We start from the raw sequence: 17,873 nt of genomic DNA on the forward strand, positions 1-17,873 counted from the left end.
TAAATTGGAAATATCTCCAATTTATACAATTGAGTTTAAATTTATAAGGAGAAAACGAAAATGAATATATTTAATGTTGGATTAGAAAGTTGGAACATCATTTATGTTAAGTTGAATTGGGTTGCAGTAATCATTTTAGTAATTGCAATTTTGATTGTTTCATTTATGATTAAAAAATGTGCAAATATAGCAAAAAAACATTCTATTACTATTGATGAGGTCAATTTAGGTATTGGAGATACCAGTGTGAAACTTGTATATAATAAAAAGGACCAAGAAATTGCATACAAATTATGGGTAGAATTAAGTACACGAAAAATAGGATTGCCATTTGATCAAGAAAATGATGTTATAAGTGAAATATATAATTCTTGGTATGATTTTTTCAAAATCGCAAGAGAATTGTTAAAAGAGATTCCGGTAAGTAGATTACCATATTCAAATGATTTGATTAAACTTACAGAGAAGGTATTAAATACAGGATTGCGCCCGCATTTAACAATGTGGCAAGCAAAATTTAGAAAATGGTATGGTGACAGTATAAATGATAACGATAATAAAGAAAAAACACCGCAGCAGATACAGATGATGTATCCGGATTATGAAGAATTAAAAAAGAATCTAATTGAAACCAATACAAGAATGATTGAATATAAGAAGCTTATGGAAAGAATAGCATTTGAAAAGTAGAGGTGATTTTTCCTTATGTCAGGCGTTACAAAACACATATATGATAGAGAAATTATTGATATTAATATTATGTGGAATAGTCAATTAAAAAAAATAGAAAAGGTATTGCCGTGCACATATAATGAGGATATTATTATTGATTTGTTGAAAAAATATTATCCGCATGAATGGAAATCGGTAGAATATAAAAAACAGTATTATGATCAAAAGGATAAATACTTGATTAAAAGATTTGGAAAAGCAAGGTATAAAATGCCATTTGCCGAAGAAATAATTCGAAATAATGTAAAGTTTAAATATTTACTTTCTGATAAGACAAAAAGTAATTATAGCAGTAGCTTTGATGAAGATATTTGGAAAAAGAATAAAGATGCTTTGTGGAGAGAAAGAAAAAATAAAATAGCTCGAATTGATACGAAAATTTCTAATGCTAAAGCAAAAACACAAATGGTTACTCCGGTTTTTTTAGATCAATTAATTGGATTATATAATAGAATCAATACCTCACAAAAAGATAGAATGTATATTATTCATGAATTGAAAAAATATTATAATCCAAAAGTGATTAAGTTCTTTTTTAAATTGAATGATACTGAGTTAAATAAACAATTAAGGGAAATTGCATTTTATCATTTACAGAGCTTTAATTACCAACCCAGACTTAGACGACAAAAATATATGCAGGTTCATACAAAGAGAAAAAAACGTAAAGAATATCTAAAAAAAGTTTATCCTTATGAAACATATTCTATTCCCCATAATCCAGACGAACTTGAATATAGAATAGAAAACGGCAAAGAACAGAAAATAAAATCATATGATTATTTTATTTCGCACAGTAGTAAAGATAGCAAACTCGTTCAAGATATAATTACATATGAAAATTCTATAGGGAAGAATATTTTTTGTGATTGGATAAATGATTCAGACTATTTGAAAAGGAATCTTTTGTGTGAAGCAACATTAAAAGTGATAGAATGGAGATTGCAGCAATCAAAAGCTATTATTTTCCTAAGAACACATAACTCTATTGAGTCCGTGTGGTGTAAATATGAATTGAATTATTTTGCGGAATTGAACAAGCCGATTTATTATCTTGATGAAGATAAAGCCAAGAGTGGAGATTTTGCTTTATTAAAGTATGATATGGAGGAGTTCGTTGATCCAAATTATAAAAAATTGGCATTAATGTAATTGGATGGGATAGAATATATATATGTTTCTTAAAATAAAGGTTGTCAAACATTTTTCTGCCAGTTATAATGAAGTGGCAACAAATTGGCAACAGAAAATCAGCGAGCCAAAATAATATATGTAACAGAGATAAAATAACGGCAGAAAAGAAATGAAAACTAAACAAATATATTTAATGTCATCTCCGGATTTGCCGAGTTTGAATAAAAAAGTGAAATAAACAAAAAAGCGAAATTGGCTGTAGGATAGAATTCCTGCAGCCTCTTTTCGTGCAAAAAAATAGTAGCTTTTACAGATTAGGACTGGTCGACTGGCCAACGTCTTGATACAATGTAATCGGTGAAACAATCCGCAAGTATCGTAGTCGGGGACTTTTGCCTCCGACATTATATATAAGTAACCCCATGTATGAAAAGAAGGAGAGGCCTCATGCAGGTATCAGATAAATTAATCAAACCACTGACAGAAGCGAAATATTTAAATGCAGATAATGTAAGCAGATATCGCTGTATTATGCGTATTTTTTTTGAACATTACGAGAAACTGAAATACTGGCTGTACCAGGAAGAGGTTTACGAAGAAATGATAAAGGATCCTTTTTTTGCAGATTACAGACCAGAGCAGTGTCAGCAGGATCTCACAATGTTGACAGAATGGAAGAATCTGAATACGATCCAGGATACGAAAAAGGTGGCATCCATTGAAGAATTTAAGAACAAAAAGTACCGCTATCAGATGACAGAATATAGTGTAGAGATAGAACGTCTGGTGCTTAGACTTGAGAACCTGTTCATTGAAGGTGCATCCTTAGAGCCCACATTATTGGAGCGGATACGAAGAGGTATAGAACGGTTTCCGGAGATGGTGGAAAGAGATAAAAATGAAGTATATACCTGGTGGACAGATCTGAATAATGATTTTGTACGTCTGAATCAGAATTATCAGGACTATATCAGAGATCTGAACAGTGTGCGGGCAGAAGAAATGATGCATACGAAACAGTTTCTGGTGTTTAAAGACCGGTTGATCGAATATCTGCGCAGCTTTATTAAGGGATTACAGAGAAATGTAGGTGTGATAGAAGAAAGCTTATGCATGCAGAAGGAAGAGATGAAAAATCAGGTATTTGAAAAAGTAGTTGATTATGAATTGTCGATACCGCGAATGGATGTGGAAGTATCGAAGGAAATGATCTGGCAGAAAGTAAAGGGCCGTTATCAAAGTATCTATGACTGGTTTGTAGGAAAGGAAGGTCAGGAGAATGAAGCGGGAAAGCTTTTTGATGCAACAAATGATATTATTCGCAGGATCACAAGATATGCAGCGCAGTTAAGTGAAAAGAATGCATTAGGTGCTAACAGAAAAGAAGAATACCGCAAAGTGGCAGAATTATTTTTGAAATGCCAGGATATGGAAGAAGCCCACAAAATGTCTGCAATGGTATTTGGCATGGAGTGCCCGCAGCATATTGCCGGAGATCTGGTACGTGAAACGGATAGCATGAATATCGGAGTATACGAAGAACAACCCATGGAAATCAGTTTAAAGCCAAGGATACGTACATACAGGGAGAAATCCAGAAGAAGTGCGATCCGCGAATCAGCAGAGCAAAAGCAGGAAACAAGACGTAAAATGCTGGAAAAACAGAGAGAAGAAATGGAAAAATTGCAGGCGTTGGAAGTAAATGGAAGGATTCATTTTGGAGAATTACCGGTGCTGGAACCAAGAATCAGAGAGATCCTTTTGAAATGGCTGTCGGATGCCATGGAATCTGCGGATTTTTCTGCAAGAACGGATGATGGAAGAAGATACATATTAGACAGAAGCCGGGCAGATGAGACCTGTGTTGTGCATTGTCTGGATGGTAATTTTACTATGCCTGATTTGTCAATTGTATTTCAGGAGGAAACGTGATGAAGGAACTGGAGATCCTGTTAAATAAAAGATGGGTATTAAAATCCAGAGATAAGGAAACCTATTATAAATTAAGAGATGCCCTTGGAGAACTGCGTAAATTTACTACAGAGAAAATGGGCTGCCAGATCATTGACAATTCACTTCTGATAAAGATGGAGAAGATTCCGGTGATACCGGAAAGCTTTATGGGGATCCAGAAATTTTCCTCAAAAGAAGAATATGCATATCTCTGTATTCTGCTGATGTTTCTGGAAGACAGAGATGCACAGGAGCAGTTTATCATATCACAGCTGACGGAATATATTACAGCAAATCTGCCTGGGGAAATCTCCGACTGGACATTGTATACGAATAGAAGGAAGCTGATCCGTGTAATGAGATTTGCAGCAGATCAGGGGCTTATTGGAGTTACGGATGGAAAAGACGAGGCATTCATGGATGACGAAGGAGGAGAAGTGCTTTATGAAAACACAGGTGCGTCCAGGTATTTTATGAAGAGCTTTTCAAAAGACATTATGGAATATACGAAACCGGAAGATTTTCAGGAAAGTGACTGGTTTGAAGTGGATGAAGACCGAGGCTTTGCAAGAAGACACAGGGTTTATAAAAGACTGATTTTTGCACCTGGTATGTACAAAGCGGATGGCTCATCGGAGGATTTTGAATATCTGAAATATTACGGACGCAGATTAAGCGAAGAACTGGAGCAGATATTTGACTGTCATGTGCACATTCATAAAGGAAGTGCATATCTGCTATCCGGAGACGACTGCAGGATGGGAACGGTATTTCCCGGCAATAATTCCATATCCGATATTTTGCTTTTGTGTTTTCGTGAAATACGCAAGAAAATTGAGAAGGGTCAATGGAAGACCGGATTGGATGAAACCTGTCTTATAGATCAGATTGAATTTGAAAATATGATAAAAGAAATGAAACAGGAATATGGAAGTGGATTTTCGAAAAATTATCGCGAGATGCCGGAAGGGGAATTTGTAAAAAGTGTGTTGGATGAGATGGAGTTGTGGATGTTCATAAGAAAAGAAGAACTCGCTCATCAGATAAAAATATGTCCGCTCACCGGAAAAATACAGGGAAGCTATCCGGAGGATTATATGGGAGGAAGAAATGATGAATAGCAGATGGCAGGCAAATAAGATCGGACTGATTAATTTCTGGTATTATGACGAACAGGAATTCCCGTTTGTGAAGGGAAGAATGCTCCTTCGAGGTTCAAACGGATCGGGAAAATCAGTAACTATGCAGAGTGTGGTGCCTCTTCTTCTGGATGGAAATATGAGCCCGGAACGACTGGATCCCTTCGGTTCCAGGGACCGTAAGATGAGCAGCTATCTTCTGGAAGAAGATGACGGACGTGAAGAACGCACAGGCTATTTGTATCTGGAACTTAAAAGACAAAACAGTGATACATATTTGACCATCGGAATGGGTATCCGCGCAAGAAGAGGAAAGAATCTGGATAAATGGTATTTTAGCCTGACCGATGGAAGACGTATCGGTAAGGATTTCTTTTTATACAAGGATTCAGGAGAAAAGGTTACACTTTCCAAAAAAGAGCTGGAAAACAGGATTTGGGATGGCGGCCGCGTTATTGACAGACAGGTTGATTATATGGAATATGTGAACCGTCAGATTTTTGGATTTGAGACAACAGAAGAATATAAGGAAATGATAGATCTTTTGATTCAGCTGCGTACACCGAAGCTTTCCAAGGATTTTAAGCCATCTGTAATCAATGATATTTTAAGTGATTCCCTTCAGCCCCTGTCTGATGATGACCTGCGTCCTATGTCGGAAGCCATTGAAAATATGGATACCATGACCATGAATCTGAAAAACAGAAAAGAAGCCAGACAGGCAGCAGAAAAAATCCAGGCAGTATTTTCAAAATATAATCAGAAATTATTATATGAAAAAGCAGAACGCTGCGAACAGGCTGGACTAAATTTGGAAAATGCAAGGACGCGGCAAAATGAACAGGAGAAAAAGCTACGTGAATGCAGACAGAAGATAGAAGACTTGAAAATAGAACATCAGAATCTGGATGTGAAACGTGAGTCCATGGAGAAAGAGAAAGAATCTCTGAACAAAAGCGACGCGGTAGCATTGAAGCGAAGAGAAGCGGAGCTGATTACAGAATTAAACGGACAACAGAAAAACCTGGGAGAAAAGCAGAGATTCCTGGAGCAGAAACAGACTCAATATCAGGATGCACAGAATCAGATCAAAACAGAAGAAGACAGGAAATATGAGAAAGAAAAAGAACTGGAAGAGCTTATAGAAGAGATGCAGGATGAGGCTGATACCATGGCCTTTGAAGAGCATGCATTTATGAAGGAAGAGCTGGAAAAACATCCGGAAGAACCATACAAATTCAATTTACACCAGCAGCAATTTGATAACACAAAAGAAAAAATTAATGAGGGAACAGAGATACTGGCAGAGACAGATCGTCTGGAAAGACAGAAGGATGATCTGATAAAAGAAAGAGAAAGACGGATTCGTGAACTGGATACTCTTCAGAGAAAAGTGTCAGAACTGGAATCTGTATTTGTGCAGACACAGAATGAATGGAAAGAAGCATTGTATCAGTGGAACGGTGCAAACCAGGAGCTGGCATTAGAAAAAGAATTATTAAGAGAATTAAGTATATTTGCCGAAACGTATAAGGAATCCTCTGATTTTGCCGAGATTCGTCAGAGGATTGCAGATGTATGGATCAAGAAAAATGGGGAAATCGAATCTGAACTTTCGGTAAATGATACAGAGAGCCAAAATACAAAAAAAGAGTTGGAAGAAGTAAGGGCAGATCTGGCCGAATGGGAGAATCAGAAAGAACCACAGCCGGAACGTTCAGAGGCAGTCATATGTAACCGCAAGAGACTGGATGCTCTTGGAATTCCATATCAGGAATTTTACAAGGTTATAGAATTTGGAGATAATCTGGAAGAAGAAGCCTGTAACCGTTTGGAAGAAGCTTTATTAAAGATGGGAATTCTGGATGCACTGGTAATAGATGAGCAATACAAAGAGCAGGTTTTGAAAACAGAACAAGGATGTGAAGATCATTATCTGTTTATCTGCAAGAACAGTCAGAAGAATCTGCAGCCAGACAGAAGTCTGTTGGATGTATTGGAACTGAATGAAGAAGTGAATGACATATTTTCCAATCAGCGTCTCACCGGAATCCTGGGAAGCATTGCATATGATAGTGAGAGCTTGTTTACCGTTGCAGAAGATGGAACCTACGGAATGGGAGTGCTTGCCGGAACTGTAACAGGAGAATATGAGGCAGGATTCCTTGGAACAAAGGCCCGTGAAAAACACAGACAGGCAAAGATAGAAGAGTGCAGACAGAGAATCACAGAGTTGGAAACTGCATTACAGCAGCTGGAGGAACTGCATAGAAAGCTGTCTGACAGAAAAGCTATTCTCAGAAAAGAATACGAGAATCTTCCGAAAGACACAGACATGAGAGAAGCCCTTCGGATGCTGCAAGCCGAGGAACGAGAGTGCGAACAGCTGAAGCGCGAGAGTGATAAATTGGAGTGTCAGATCCGTGAACTAGTGGAGATACTGAAAGAAAAGAAAAAGAAAGCACTGGAAATTGCAGAAGCATTATATCTGACCTGTTCTTATGATATATTTAAAGAAGCAAAAAAAGCAGCAGAAGAATATGGAAAGCATTTGATCAGCCTGATTGCCGCACACGAAATGTATCTTAGAAGTCTGATGTATCTGAGAGAGCGAAAAGAACATCTGGAAGATTTGGATGCAGATATGGAACAGATACGGTATGATCTGCAGGAGATTCAAAAAGAAATCAGGAGAAAGACAGAAGAACAGGCTTCCATTCAGGAACAATTGCGTCTGACTGATTACGAAGAAATTAAAGAACGGCTGGATGCATGTATTAACTGGCTGCAGGAGTATCCGGAGCAATTACGTGTATGCGTAAGCAGACAGACACATGAAGAAGACGAAGTGGGACAACTGACACTGCGCTTAGATGAAACCCGGAAGAAAATTGAAGAATATGAAAAGAAAACGAAATATTTTTCAGAATGCTATGATATGGAAAAGGCTTTGCATTATGTGGAAATACCAAAAGAGATACCGGAAGATGCCGCACATATCAGAAGTTATCTGGAATCAGATGTAAAAGCGCTGGACAAAGACAGTGTGATCCGTGATCTGAATAAAGTATACTTTGAAAACAGAGGCTTTCTTACAGACTATCATTTAATGCAGAATGAGCTGTTTACTGAAGAAGAACAAACGGAATTTCCTGCAAAGCGACTGGATATTTCAGCCAGATACCAAGGCGTAAAGATATCATTTGCCAGTCTTCTTTTGCATCTTGAAGAAGATATCACAGAGCTGGAGAATCTGATCAAAGATGGAGACCGGGAGTTGTTTGAAGACATTCTTGCCAATACGGTAAGCAGAAAAATCCGTGGAAAGATTAACAGTTCCAATACATGGGTACAGAAAATGAATTCCCTGATGAACGGTATGAATACCTCCAGCGGATTAAAGCTTAGCCTTAGATGGCGAAGTAAGACTGCAGAACAGGAAGACCAGCTGGATACGAAGGAACTGGTAGAATTACTGAAGAAAGATTATCGGCTGATGAGTGAAGATGAGGCAGCCAGATTGTCTGCCCATTTCCGTTCCAAGGTGGTAGAAGCACGAAGAAATGCGAAAGACAGTGCGGGAATGGTATCCTTCTATCAGATTATGAAGGATACGCTGGATTACCGTAAATGGTTTGAATTTCAGCTGTTTTCTCAGAAAAACGGGGAACGTCAGAAGGAGCTGACAAATAGTGTATTCGGAACCTTTAGTGGCGGGGAAAAAGCAATGTCCATGTATGTACCGCTGTTTTCTGCAGTTGTGGCCAAGTATCAGGGAGGAAGGGAAGATGCACCGAGATTGATATCTCTGGACGAGGCATTTGCCGGAGTAGATAATAAGAATATTCGTGATATGTTCCGTCTGATGACAGAATTCCGGTTTGATTTTATTATTAACTCACAGGTTCTGTGGGGAGATTGTGATACGTTGGACGCATTGGCAATCTATCAGTTAATCCGTCCGGGAAATGCGAAATTTGTAACCGTTATGCCTTATTTATGGAATGGTCACAGGAAAGAATTGTTAGAACACGAGGAAGAAGTTGAACAGAGAGGAATAGAGCTTGGACAGGCAGAAGGAGTATAAATCTGAAAATAAAATGAAAGACTGTCTGGCTTATTTTCACCTGAGCCCGGTCTGGGAGAAGGTTCTGAAAGGCTTCCGGGAGAAATATATTTCTTACGGAAGGTTTGGTGGGAAAGTAATTCTGAAGAATCTGAAACCAACAGATATTGAAGAACTGGAAGGATTTTTTGGAAAATCTTTTCACAGTCAGAAAAGTGTAACGGTGTCCTCAGAAAAATTCAGACAGGCGCTGGAAACAAGCAGATATAAAGAGATAACGCCGGAATGCCTGTTGGAGAATTTTTTTGAAGAGCCACTGCTTGGAAGACAGGAGCAAAAATCCTTACGGGAACAGGAAAAAGAGCGTATATGGGAGATTTTTCAGAGAGATTATGAAGGAACTCCTGTAGAGACTGCCTTAGAATCGTTGCGAAGCATTGTGAAAGACAATGGGAATCAGGAGCTGGCCAAATGGGACAGGACGCTGCGGCTTGGAGCAGAAATCTATAACAATCTACCATATCGCAACACAAAGATGTACCTTGCCGTATTTGCAGCTATGCGGACAGGTAATCCGCATGCGTTTGATATTGGAACAGCAGATGGTAATTTTTTATATCAGATCATACAGATGGATCTGGGAAGAAGAGGAATAGTAGTAGAGACATCTGCAATATTTCCTGCGTATAAGCGTCAGAAAAGTTATCTGCTGGCAGGGATTATGCTGGATGACGTTTCCAATTATACAATGCTGTATCAGGTGCAGGCCATGAAAAAAGATGGAACTTATCATAAAGGTATGGCAGGTTTTGCGAAAGAACAGCATATTGTACAGGTTCCTCTTGCTGTGCTCACAGAATGGGAGTCACTTCATTGTTTCCAAAAAGAAATATATATTGTGGAAAATCCTTCGGTTTTTGCCATGCTTTGTGGAAAAGAAGAAACAGATCATAAGGAAAAAGCATATATGTGCATGAACGGTCAGCCAAGACTGGCAGGTTTGATGGCATTGGATTTACTTGCAAAATCCGAAACACGGATTTATTATGCAGGAGATCTGGATCCGGAAGGTGTGTTGATCGCACAGAAACTTTCGCAGTATTATAAGGGCGAATTTTATTACTGGCATATGGAAGCTGCTGACTATGAAAGGTGCAAGTCTGAAGAGGTTATATCACCGAAGCGGTTGAAAATACTGGAACGGATAACGGATGAAAGGTTAAAGCCGGTGGCAGCGCTGATTAGAAAATTCAGGACAGCCGGATATCAGGAGATGCTGGCAGAAGAAATGCTGTAGAAATCAGAAGAAAATTTTTTGAACGAAAAGGAGAAATTATGAAGACACGGAGACGAATTTTGTCAATTGTATTAACAATTGCAATACTGCTTCTGCTTGTACTGGATATTCCTGTGACAGCAGCCGGGACGAAAAAGGTAGACGTTTTGTTTACCCATGATACACATTCCCATCTGGACAGCTTTTCAACAATTGTGGATGGACAGCAAAAAGAGGTTGGCGGTTTTGCGAAAATAAAAACCCTGATGGATGAAAAGAAGAAAGACAATCCAGATACCCTGGTATTGGATGGCGGAGATTTTTCCATGGGTACACTGATCCAGACCGTATATGATACGGAGGCAGCGGAGCTTCGAATGCTGGGATATCTGGGGTATGATGTGACTACTTTTGGAAATCATGAATATGACTATCGGTCAAAGGGACTGGCAAATATGCTGAAGGCAGCCATAAATTCCGGTGAGACAGTGCCGGAAATCGCAGTGTGCAACGTGGATTGGGACGCTATGGAAAAAGATGGTTTAAATGATGGGCAGAAGCAGATCAAAGAAGCGTTTGAAGCGTACGGCGTGAAAGATTATGTTGTGGTTCAAAAGGGTGATACGAGAATTGCTGTGGTTGGTGTATTTGGAAAAGATGCCCTGGAATGTGCGCCTACATGTGAATTGCTGTTTAAAGATCCGGTAGAAGCAGTAAAGCAGACGGTAGCTGAGATTAAGAAAAATGAGAATGTGGATATGATCGCATGTGTGTCTCACGGCGGAACCTGGGAGGACGAGGATAAGTCAGAGGATGAAATCCTTGCAAAAAAGGTGCCGGATCTGGATCTGATCATCAGTGGACATTCCCATACAGAGCTGAATGAAGCCATTAAGCATGGGAATACATATATTGTATCCTGCGGTGAGTATGGGAGAAACCTTGGATCACTTTCAATGACACAGAAGGAGGACGGGCGTTGGGAAATGACTTCCTATGAGCTGATTCCTGTGTCTGATGAGATCAAGCCGGATCAGGAAACACAGAAACGGATTGATGAATTAATGGATACAGTAGACACCAATTATCTTGCAGATTTTGGGTACACCAGGGATGAAGTTCTGGCTCAGAACGATATTGAATTTAACAGTCTGGAAGAGATGGGTACAAAGCATGAAGAACTGAATCTTGGCGATATTATGTCTGATGCGTACGTATATGCTGTGGAAAATTCAGAGTATTACGATGGAAATCCGGTAGACGTAGCGGTTGTACCAAGCGGAACGGTCCGTGACACATATACAAAAGGCAATATTACAGTAGAGGATGTTTACAATTCTTTTTCTCTGGGAATTGGAAAAGACGGTGTGGCAGGATATCCTCTTATCAATGCATATCTGACAGGAAAAGAATTGAAGCTGGCAGCAGAAGTAGACGCTTCTGTTTCGGATTTTATGACAACTGCAAGATTGTATTGCAGCGGACTGAATTTTACATATAATCCTCATCGAATGATTCTGAATAAGGTGACGGACTGTTATCTGACCAGAGAAGATGGAGAAAGAATTGAAATTCAGGATGATAAACTGTACCATGTTGTGACTGACTTGTATACAGGACAAATGCTTGGCTCTGTAATGAAAATGTCCTATGGTCTGTTGTCTCTTGAACCAAAGGATAAGAACGGAAATCCAATTGAAAATCTGGAAGATCAAGCAATCATGGAAGATGGCAGGGAATTGAAAGCGTGGGATGCTATTGCAAGATACATGCAGTCTTTTGAAGATACAGACGGGGATGGAATTGCTAATGTACCGGAATATTATGCAGTCACTCATAACCGTAAGGTTGTAGATGACAGCACAAATATTATTGATCTGGTGAAAAATCCCAATAGATTCTCAGTAATGATCGTGCTGATCTGCCTGCTCTTCCTTGTAATTATTATCCTTATTGTAGTCTTGATCCGAAAACTGGTCCGCAAGGCAAAAAAGAAAAGTATGTGATAATATCACAGAAATGGGGAATAAAATCTGATATAATACTATAAACACCATAAAGTTACAAAAGGGGCTGTCAGGAAATAGACAGCCCCTTTTACGTTCAGAATCAATCTTCTTCCATCCATACCTTCATGGTTTTCAGAAGCTTTTGTTTCTCTGGAATACTCATTTTATGTACCTGCTCGGAAAGCTCGCGGTCCAGGGCAGTTTCACGGTATTCAGAATCAATTCTGCCAATCAGGGAATCCAGGGAGATGTTCAGCAGCCTTGCATAATAAATAAGGATACGCAGGGACATTGCAGTACGGTTATTCTCCACGTTGCTGATGTAGCCAGGAGTTACATTCAGAGCTTTGGCAACTTCTGCCTGGGTAAGCTTCATTTTGATTCGCAGTTCTTTCATTCGGGATCCTAAGTTTTCGTAATCAATCTGATTCATATTCGTTCTCCAATCTTTTTAACAGGTGCCGAACTGGCTTACCTGTGATTTTACACGTATTTAAGCTGCTTTCCAATTTGAACAAAATCTCCTGCAAATTCTGACGCACATCTTGCAGAAAACCCTTTTCAAACAGTTTCTTCAAACATGCTCTGGCAATCTATGGAACGGTTTCACCGCTTCCTGATTGCCTGCGGGTTCTTATATTATGGAACGACAGCTTCTTTATCCATAATATAAAGTATATAGAAAATATATGAAAAATGTAAGCTGTAAATTGTATGCTATTTATTTTATAGCTATATATCTGTTGTCGTTATTTTGACATTTCTGTCAGATACCCATATAATAAAAAGTGAAATTGGAAACAGGAATCGAACAGTTTGAGGTAATCATAAGATGCAGGATACATTTGAAATGCTGGAGGAGCTTTTGGAACAGGAGCAATTTGAATTGCTGTTTCCGAAAGAAAACGGAGCACAGGCTGAATGGGAATGTTATGAGACATATGAAAATAATGAGAGAAAACAGGGCGAAAAAGACAGCCTTGCCAGAGTGGGAAAAGAGAAAAATCCAGGTGATATCCGCCTTGTTTATTTGATGAATGATGCCGTAGAAAGCTTTCTCATTTTCCGGGACGCCAGACTTACAGGCTCTTATCTGGAGAATTATGAAGGCCCTCTGAAATCATCCTTAAGTCAGGAAGGGGATGAATATATACTGGTAGTATGGCAGGGGGAGAACGTAGTCACCCTGTTTTTCAGAATGCTGGATCTGGAGGTTTATCTTTATAACTATGGGGAGATCGGTCATTTCTGGGTGCCTGGATATGAATATCTGCGTCAGCTGGAATATCGGATCGCCATTGCAAGAGATAAGCTGGAATATCTGGGAGAAGAGTTTTGTACAGAAGAAGAAAGGGCACTTGTGCAGCTGGCGGACTTTCCACCGTTGAATTATTGTTGTTATCCGGCAGTGCCGAAACAGTATATTGTGCCAAAGGAAGACCCCTGGAAGCCGTCTGCAGCAGCATTTCAGGTAATGGAAGGGCTGGCAGAAGAAGCCCGGGATTTTTCTCTGCTTCGGTTGTTGCATGTTTATAAGAAATTTCCAGCTCCATTTATCGCCAGGATTTTTGCCAGGGCATTACACAAGAATAAGCATAGTGCAGTGATTGATCTTCTTACCGGAAAAATAAAAAGCGCAGCGGCGGCTTATCCTGACCGGAATTTTGGAAATGAGGCTGATCAGCAGTTAAAAAGCCTGCTGTCAAAAGCGGGAAAACTGCAGGAAAAACTGACCCGGGACGGAATCCATGCGGAGGTATTAAGAGAAGAGCCTTTTACAACCGCCAGGGACAGCCTGGATTTTCAGGTTTTTCTCATGGTTTGGAAAAAGGGCTGGCGGAATCGCAAGGTGGAAATCCGAAAACTGTGAGTAAGAAACTATCGTGCTTTAACACTTCTCAGAAAATAACAGATCGCCCACGCAATACTCATCCCAGCGGCGATTCCGAACGCGAAGAGAAAGGTATCTCTCCCATAGTTAAGTGCCTGCATGGGATTTCCCTCTACAATACTGCTCATGCAGTAATAAAGGGTACTTCCGGGAATTAACGGAATCACGGAAGTAACGAAAAAAGAAGTGGAAGTTTCCTTGCAGATTCTTGCCAGGATTTCCGCATACACATCTGCAATAAAACCAGCCAGTAGTGCCGGAAGAAAAACATTTCCCCACAGACTCTTCCCAAAGAGAAAGACCAGCCAGCTAAGAAAACCGCCGGCAGCAGCCAGAGGCAGATATTTGGTTTTCATGTGAAAAAGAAGACCAAAAGCCACAGATCCAATAGCTCCGGTAATCAGCTGTATAACCGTCATTGTGATCAAAGTCCAAACCTCCCAAAAAGAATAATTGCGCCCATAAAACCAAGCGCCAGTGCTGCTGCAAGAAGTAACGCGGCGATCAGCCTGATAATACCCGAAAGTGTATCACCAATGAGTACATCGCGGATCGCATTAGTTGACATAAGTCCTGGGATCAGAAGCATAATATCACCAATCATAATCTTATCCATGTGAAGGAAAGGACAGAGCAAAGTAAATCCGCAAATGGCGCAGCCTGTGAGAAAAGACGCTGCAAATTGGAAAGTAACCTCGTTCATACATACTGGTCTTAGATATTTTTGCAGGCTCCATATCAGGATTGCAGCAATGCCGGCAGTAATGGCATCCGGAATAGTGCCGCCGTAGAAAAGGGCAAAACTGCAGGCTGCAAGAACGCTTCCAAGCAGTTTCCAAAGAGGCTTAGGTCTGTTTGCATTGATCTTCTCAAATTCATTTCGCAGCTCCGCAGCAGAAACCGGATGACTGCAGAAACGGCGGCTCAGGTCATTGAGCTGCTCCAGCTTGGTGAAATCATTCCCCCCACATTCATGAATGCGCCGTGTCTGCGTCCGTGCGCCATCTCCGGGAAATTCCATAGTAATAACAATGCTGGACGTGATGACGAAAACGTTCATATGGGTAGCACCACAGGCATAACCCATCCGGTTCAGGGTGTCCTCCACCCGGAAAATTTCTGCGCCGCTGTTTAACAGTGCGTCGCCCATATCAAGAAAAACATGCAAATAATCTTTAGATGTCTGCATAAGGAATACTCCTTTAAGTTATAGAAAAGCCCTGACAGGCAGGATTCCTTTTCGCATCATTTTGCTCCGGGAATAACATAAGTATAAAGCTTAATGGCAGGCAATACAACCGTTAAATAATTGATTTCCGGAATTCTGTATTCCATAAAATGCCCGATTGTGCTAACATAGTGCATAGTAGATTACGAAATATTTTCAGGAGGAAATTTAAATGGGTTGTACTACAATTTTAGTTGGAAAAAAGGCATCTTATGATGGCTCTACCATGATCGCAAGAAATGATGATTCCGGTTCTGGACATTATATGCCCAAAAAATTTGTGGTGGTTCATCCACAGGAACAGCCGCGGAAATATAAATCTGTGATTTCTCATGTGGAAATTGATCTTCCAGATGATCCAATGGGCTATACATCTGTGCCAAATGCAGTAGACGGCGAAGGAATCTGGGCAGCTAGCGGTGTAAATGAGGCAAATGTGGGAATGACTGCTACAGAAACGATTACTTCCAATCCCCGGGTACTTGGTGCGGATCCTCTGGTAATCTATCAGCCGGCCCAGGACGGTAAGGAGGAAGCAGCCGGTGGAATCGGAGAGGAAGATATTGTATCCATTGTTCTTCCATACATTCATAGCGCCCGCGAAGGTGTGGTCCGTCTTGGAAGCATTCTGGAGAAATACGGAACCTATGAGATGAATGGAATTGCTTTCCAGGATCAAAACGAAATCTGGTGGCTGGAAACCATCGGCGGTCATCACTGGATGGCAAGAAAGGTTCCGGATGAGGCGTATGTAGTAATGCCAAATCAGCTTGGAATTGATAAATTTGACTTGGAAAAGGCATTGCGGGATCAGGAAAAATATCAGTGCACATGTGAGGAATATGCGAATCTGGAATACATGTGTTCTGCTGACCTGAAAGAATTTATCAGCAAAAATCACCTGGATCTTTCCTTGGATGGTGTACTGAATCCAAGAGATGCGTTCGGAAGCCATGACGATTCCGACCATGTTTATAATACTCCACGTGCATGGTATATGCTGAGGACCCTGAACCCGAAGACAAAAATCTGGGATGGCGTAAATGCAGAATTTACTCCATATTCTGATGATCTGCCATGGTGCATGATTCCGGAAAAAAAGATTACTGTAGAGGATGTGAAATATGTATTGTCCTCCCATTATCAGGGAACCTCTTATGATCCATATGCTTCCTATGGAGAAAAAGAACAGCGCGGAGCATTCCGTTCTATCGGTGTGAACCGTACAGATTTCCTGTCTCTGATCCAGATGAGACCAGGCATGGAAAAGGACTGCAATATTCTGGAATGGGTTGCATTTGCATCCAATGCATTTAATGTGCTGGTGCCGTTTTATGCCACAATTGATACCACTCCGGACTATTTTTCCAGCACCACCAGGGAAGTAACCACTGACAGCTTCTACTGGGTAAGCCGCATGATCGGTGCCATGGCAGATGCTTCTTATAAGAGCTCCATTTTCCATATTGAACGTTATCAGGAGCGTGTAATGTCAAAAGGCCACCAGCTGATTGGCAAATATGACGCTCTTCTGGAAAAAGAGTCTGACGCAGCGAAGCGAATGTCCCTTCGCCATCAGGCCAACCAGGAAATTGCGGATATGGTGAAAAAAGAGGCTTCTGACACACTGAATAAAGTGCTTTATGAGCTGAGTAATCAGATGAAGAATGCTTATTCCAGGTCTGATGCGTAATGTCAGAGCCTTTTTCAAACACGCTCTAGAAACCTGTGGACAAATTTCTTTCAATTTAATATAATAAAGTGCAGAAAGCAGTTACATAGGGAACCGGAATGAAAATTAAGGAGGCTGGAATGACAATAAAAGAATGTTATGAGAAAGTTGGCTCAGATTACGATGGAGTTCTGAAAAGACTGGGAAGCGAAGCGCTTGTGAAAAGATTTGCGGTGAAATTTCTTAATGATCCAAGTTTTCAGGAGCTGACAGATGGTCTTGCCGCACAGGATGGAGAGAAAGCATTCCGTGCAGCCCATACCCTGAAGGGTGTGTGCCTGAACCTTGGATTTACAGAATTGTATAAGGTCAGTGCAGAGCTTACGGAGGTATTAAGAGGAAGAGAAACCGCAGGAAGTGATGAGCTTTACGCGCAGGTGAAAGAGCAGTACACGACCTTGACAGATGCTATCAGGGAACTGGCCGGTAATTAATGCCTGCTCCTATTCAGCAGATATCATCCCAAGAGATATTTTGTGAACTTCGTTTACAGAAAACCCAAGAAGTACGGTGCGAAAACATGGGAAACATGATTTCTGTGCATCGCGAAGAGTGTAACTATGAAGGAACGGAAGCGGACCTTATGGGCTGCCAGAAGCCATTGCGATTTTGTTTATCGTATTTTTGCATAAGTGGAAAAAGAATACACTGCTTAGTATTGGCGGTGGAACGATTTTGTATATGCTGCTGGTGCAGAGGGTGTTTTAGACTGT

General features: G+C 40.4%; 14 protein-coding genes and 1 pseudogene. 11 read left to right on the plus strand and 4 right to left on the minus strand.

Annotation, left to right across the window (positions count from 1 at the left end; genetic code table 11):
- Positions 1–60: 60 nt before the first annotated feature.
- From ACESTK_RS06635 to ACESTK_RS06665, 7 genes are all read left to right on the plus strand, one after another.
- Complete coding sequence (locus ACESTK_RS06635) at positions 61–690, plus strand: hypothetical protein (protein WP_147585320.1); 630 nt, start codon at positions 61–63, stop codon at positions 688–690.
- A gap of 15 nt (positions 691–705) precedes the next feature.
- Entirely contained in the window at positions 706–1,884 is a 1,179-nt protein-coding gene (locus ACESTK_RS06640) for a TIR domain-containing protein (protein ID WP_147585321.1), read from the plus strand.
- A gap of 429 nt (positions 1,885–2,313) precedes the next feature.
- Positions 2,314–3,798: a TIGR02677 family protein gene (locus ACESTK_RS06645; RefSeq protein ID WP_173715796.1), complete on the plus strand. Its 1,485-nt coding sequence runs from the start codon at positions 2,314–2,316 to the stop codon at positions 3,796–3,798.
- On the plus strand, positions 3,798–4,940 hold the full coding sequence (locus tag ACESTK_RS06650) for a TIGR02678 family protein (protein ID WP_368361356.1): 1,143 nt from the start codon (positions 3,798–3,800) through the stop codon (positions 4,938–4,940). Before ACESTK_RS06645 ends, ACESTK_RS06650 begins: the two co-directional genes overlap by 1 nt.
- Positions 4,930–9,045, plus strand: coding sequence for a TIGR02680 family protein (locus ACESTK_RS06655; RefSeq protein ID WP_373119245.1), 4,116 nt, complete (start codon positions 4,930–4,932; stop codon positions 9,043–9,045). The genes ACESTK_RS06650 and ACESTK_RS06655 overlap by 11 nt, the downstream gene beginning before the upstream one ends.
- A complete protein-coding gene (locus ACESTK_RS06660) occupies positions 9,023–10,321 on the plus strand; it encodes a TIGR02679 domain-containing protein (protein ID WP_373119247.1) in 1,299 nt (432 codons plus the stop codon). The genes ACESTK_RS06655 and ACESTK_RS06660 overlap by 23 nt, the downstream gene beginning before the upstream one ends.
- 38 nt (positions 10,322–10,359) lie before the next feature.
- On the plus strand, positions 10,360–12,306 hold the full coding sequence (locus tag ACESTK_RS06665) for a bifunctional UDP-sugar hydrolase/5'-nucleotidase (RefSeq protein ID WP_373119248.1): 1,947 nt from the start codon (positions 10,360–10,362) through the stop codon (positions 12,304–12,306).
- Between the two features lie 103 nt (positions 12,307–12,409).
- Here ACESTK_RS06665 and ACESTK_RS06670 read toward each other — a convergent pair whose 3' ends face one another.
- Positions 12,410–12,742 carry a helix-turn-helix domain-containing protein gene (locus tag ACESTK_RS06670; RefSeq protein WP_173715800.1) on the minus strand — a complete coding sequence of 111 codons (333 nt, stop codon included), beginning with the start codon at positions 12,740–12,742 and terminating at the stop codon, positions 12,410–12,412.
- Positions 12,743–12,802: 60 nt separating this feature from the next.
- Positions 12,803–12,874: a DUF6783 domain-containing protein gene (locus tag ACESTK_RS06675; RefSeq protein ID WP_373119314.1), complete on the minus strand. Its 72-nt coding sequence runs from the start codon at positions 12,872–12,874 to the stop codon at positions 12,803–12,805.
- 267 nt (positions 12,875–13,141) lie between these two features.
- On the opposite strand from ACESTK_RS06675, the gene ACESTK_RS06680 reads away from it, so the two are divergent.
- Positions 13,142–14,179 (plus strand): DUF3878 family protein, encoded by a 1,038-nt coding sequence (locus tag ACESTK_RS06680; protein WP_373119250.1) that lies wholly within the window; start codon positions 13,142–13,144, stop codon positions 14,177–14,179.
- Positions 14,180–14,187: 8 nt separating this feature from the next.
- On the opposite strand, the gene ACESTK_RS06685 is transcribed toward ACESTK_RS06680, so the two are convergent.
- Positions 14,188–14,619, minus strand: a complete 432-nt coding sequence (locus ACESTK_RS06685; RefSeq protein WP_195699653.1) for a threonine/serine exporter family protein — start codon at positions 14,617–14,619, stop codon at positions 14,188–14,190.
- Between the two features lie 5 nt (positions 14,620–14,624).
- Complete coding sequence (locus tag ACESTK_RS06690; RefSeq protein WP_173715802.1) at positions 14,625–15,389, minus strand: threonine/serine exporter family protein; 765 nt, start codon at positions 15,387–15,389, stop codon at positions 14,625–14,627.
- A gap of 211 nt (positions 15,390–15,600) precedes the next feature.
- Here ACESTK_RS06690 and ACESTK_RS06695 point away from each other — a divergent pair, with 211 nt between their 5' ends.
- The 3 genes and pseudogenes from ACESTK_RS06695 to ACESTK_RS06705 all read left to right on the plus strand — a co-directional run.
- Entirely contained in the window at positions 15,601–17,121 is a 1,521-nt protein-coding gene (locus tag ACESTK_RS06695; RefSeq protein ID WP_373119252.1) for a C69 family dipeptidase, read from the plus strand.
- A gap of 119 nt (positions 17,122–17,240) precedes the next feature.
- Positions 17,241–17,594 (plus strand): Hpt domain-containing protein, encoded by a 354-nt coding sequence (locus ACESTK_RS06700; protein ID WP_148462144.1) that lies wholly within the window; start codon positions 17,241–17,243, stop codon positions 17,592–17,594.
- A 139-nt stretch (positions 17,595–17,733) separates the two neighbouring features.
- Positions 17,734–17,868 (plus strand): annotated as a pseudogene (locus tag ACESTK_RS06705) (AzlD domain-containing protein); the annotation flags it as partial.
- Between the last annotated feature and the right edge of the window lie 5 nt (positions 17,869–17,873).

Source organism: Ruminococcus sp. Marseille-P328 (genome assembly GCF_964249465.1).
Taxonomy (GTDB): Bacteria; Bacillota; Clostridia; order Lachnospirales; family Lachnospiraceae; genus Blautia_A; species Blautia_A faecis.

Coding starts and splice junctions, on each gene's coding strand:
- ACESTK_RS06680 (WP_373119250.1), top strand. CDS start 13,142: ATGCAGGATACATTTGAAATGCTGGAGGAGCTTTTGGAACAGGAGCAA.
- ACESTK_RS06665 (WP_373119248.1), top strand. CDS start 10,360: ATGAAGACACGGAGACGAATTTTGTCAATTGTATTAACAATTGCAATA.
- ACESTK_RS06700 (WP_148462144.1), top strand. CDS start 17,241: ATGACAATAAAAGAATGTTATGAGAAAGTTGGCTCAGATTACGATGGA.
- ACESTK_RS06645 (WP_173715796.1), top strand. CDS start 2,314: ATGCAGGTATCAGATAAATTAATCAAACCACTGACAGAAGCGAAATAT.
- ACESTK_RS06670 (WP_173715800.1), bottom strand. CDS start 12,742: ATGAATCAGATTGATTACGAAAACTTAGGATCCCGAATGAAAGAACTG.
- ACESTK_RS06685 (WP_195699653.1), bottom strand. CDS start 14,619: ATGACGGTTATACAGCTGATTACCGGAGCTATTGGATCTGTGGCTTTT.
- ACESTK_RS06695 (WP_373119252.1), top strand. CDS start 15,601: ATGGGTTGTACTACAATTTTAGTTGGAAAAAAGGCATCTTATGATGGC.
- ACESTK_RS06655 (WP_373119245.1), top strand. CDS start 4,930: ATGATGAATAGCAGATGGCAGGCAAATAAGATCGGACTGATTAATTTC.
- ACESTK_RS06650 (WP_368361356.1), top strand. CDS start 3,798: ATGAAGGAACTGGAGATCCTGTTAAATAAAAGATGGGTATTAAAATCC.
- ACESTK_RS06640 (WP_147585321.1), top strand. CDS start 706: ATGTCAGGCGTTACAAAACACATATATGATAGAGAAATTATTGATATT.
- ACESTK_RS06690 (WP_173715802.1), bottom strand. CDS start 15,389: ATGCAGACATCTAAAGATTATTTGCATGTTTTTCTTGATATGGGCGAC.
- ACESTK_RS06635 (WP_147585320.1), top strand. CDS start 61: ATGAATATATTTAATGTTGGATTAGAAAGTTGGAACATCATTTATGTT.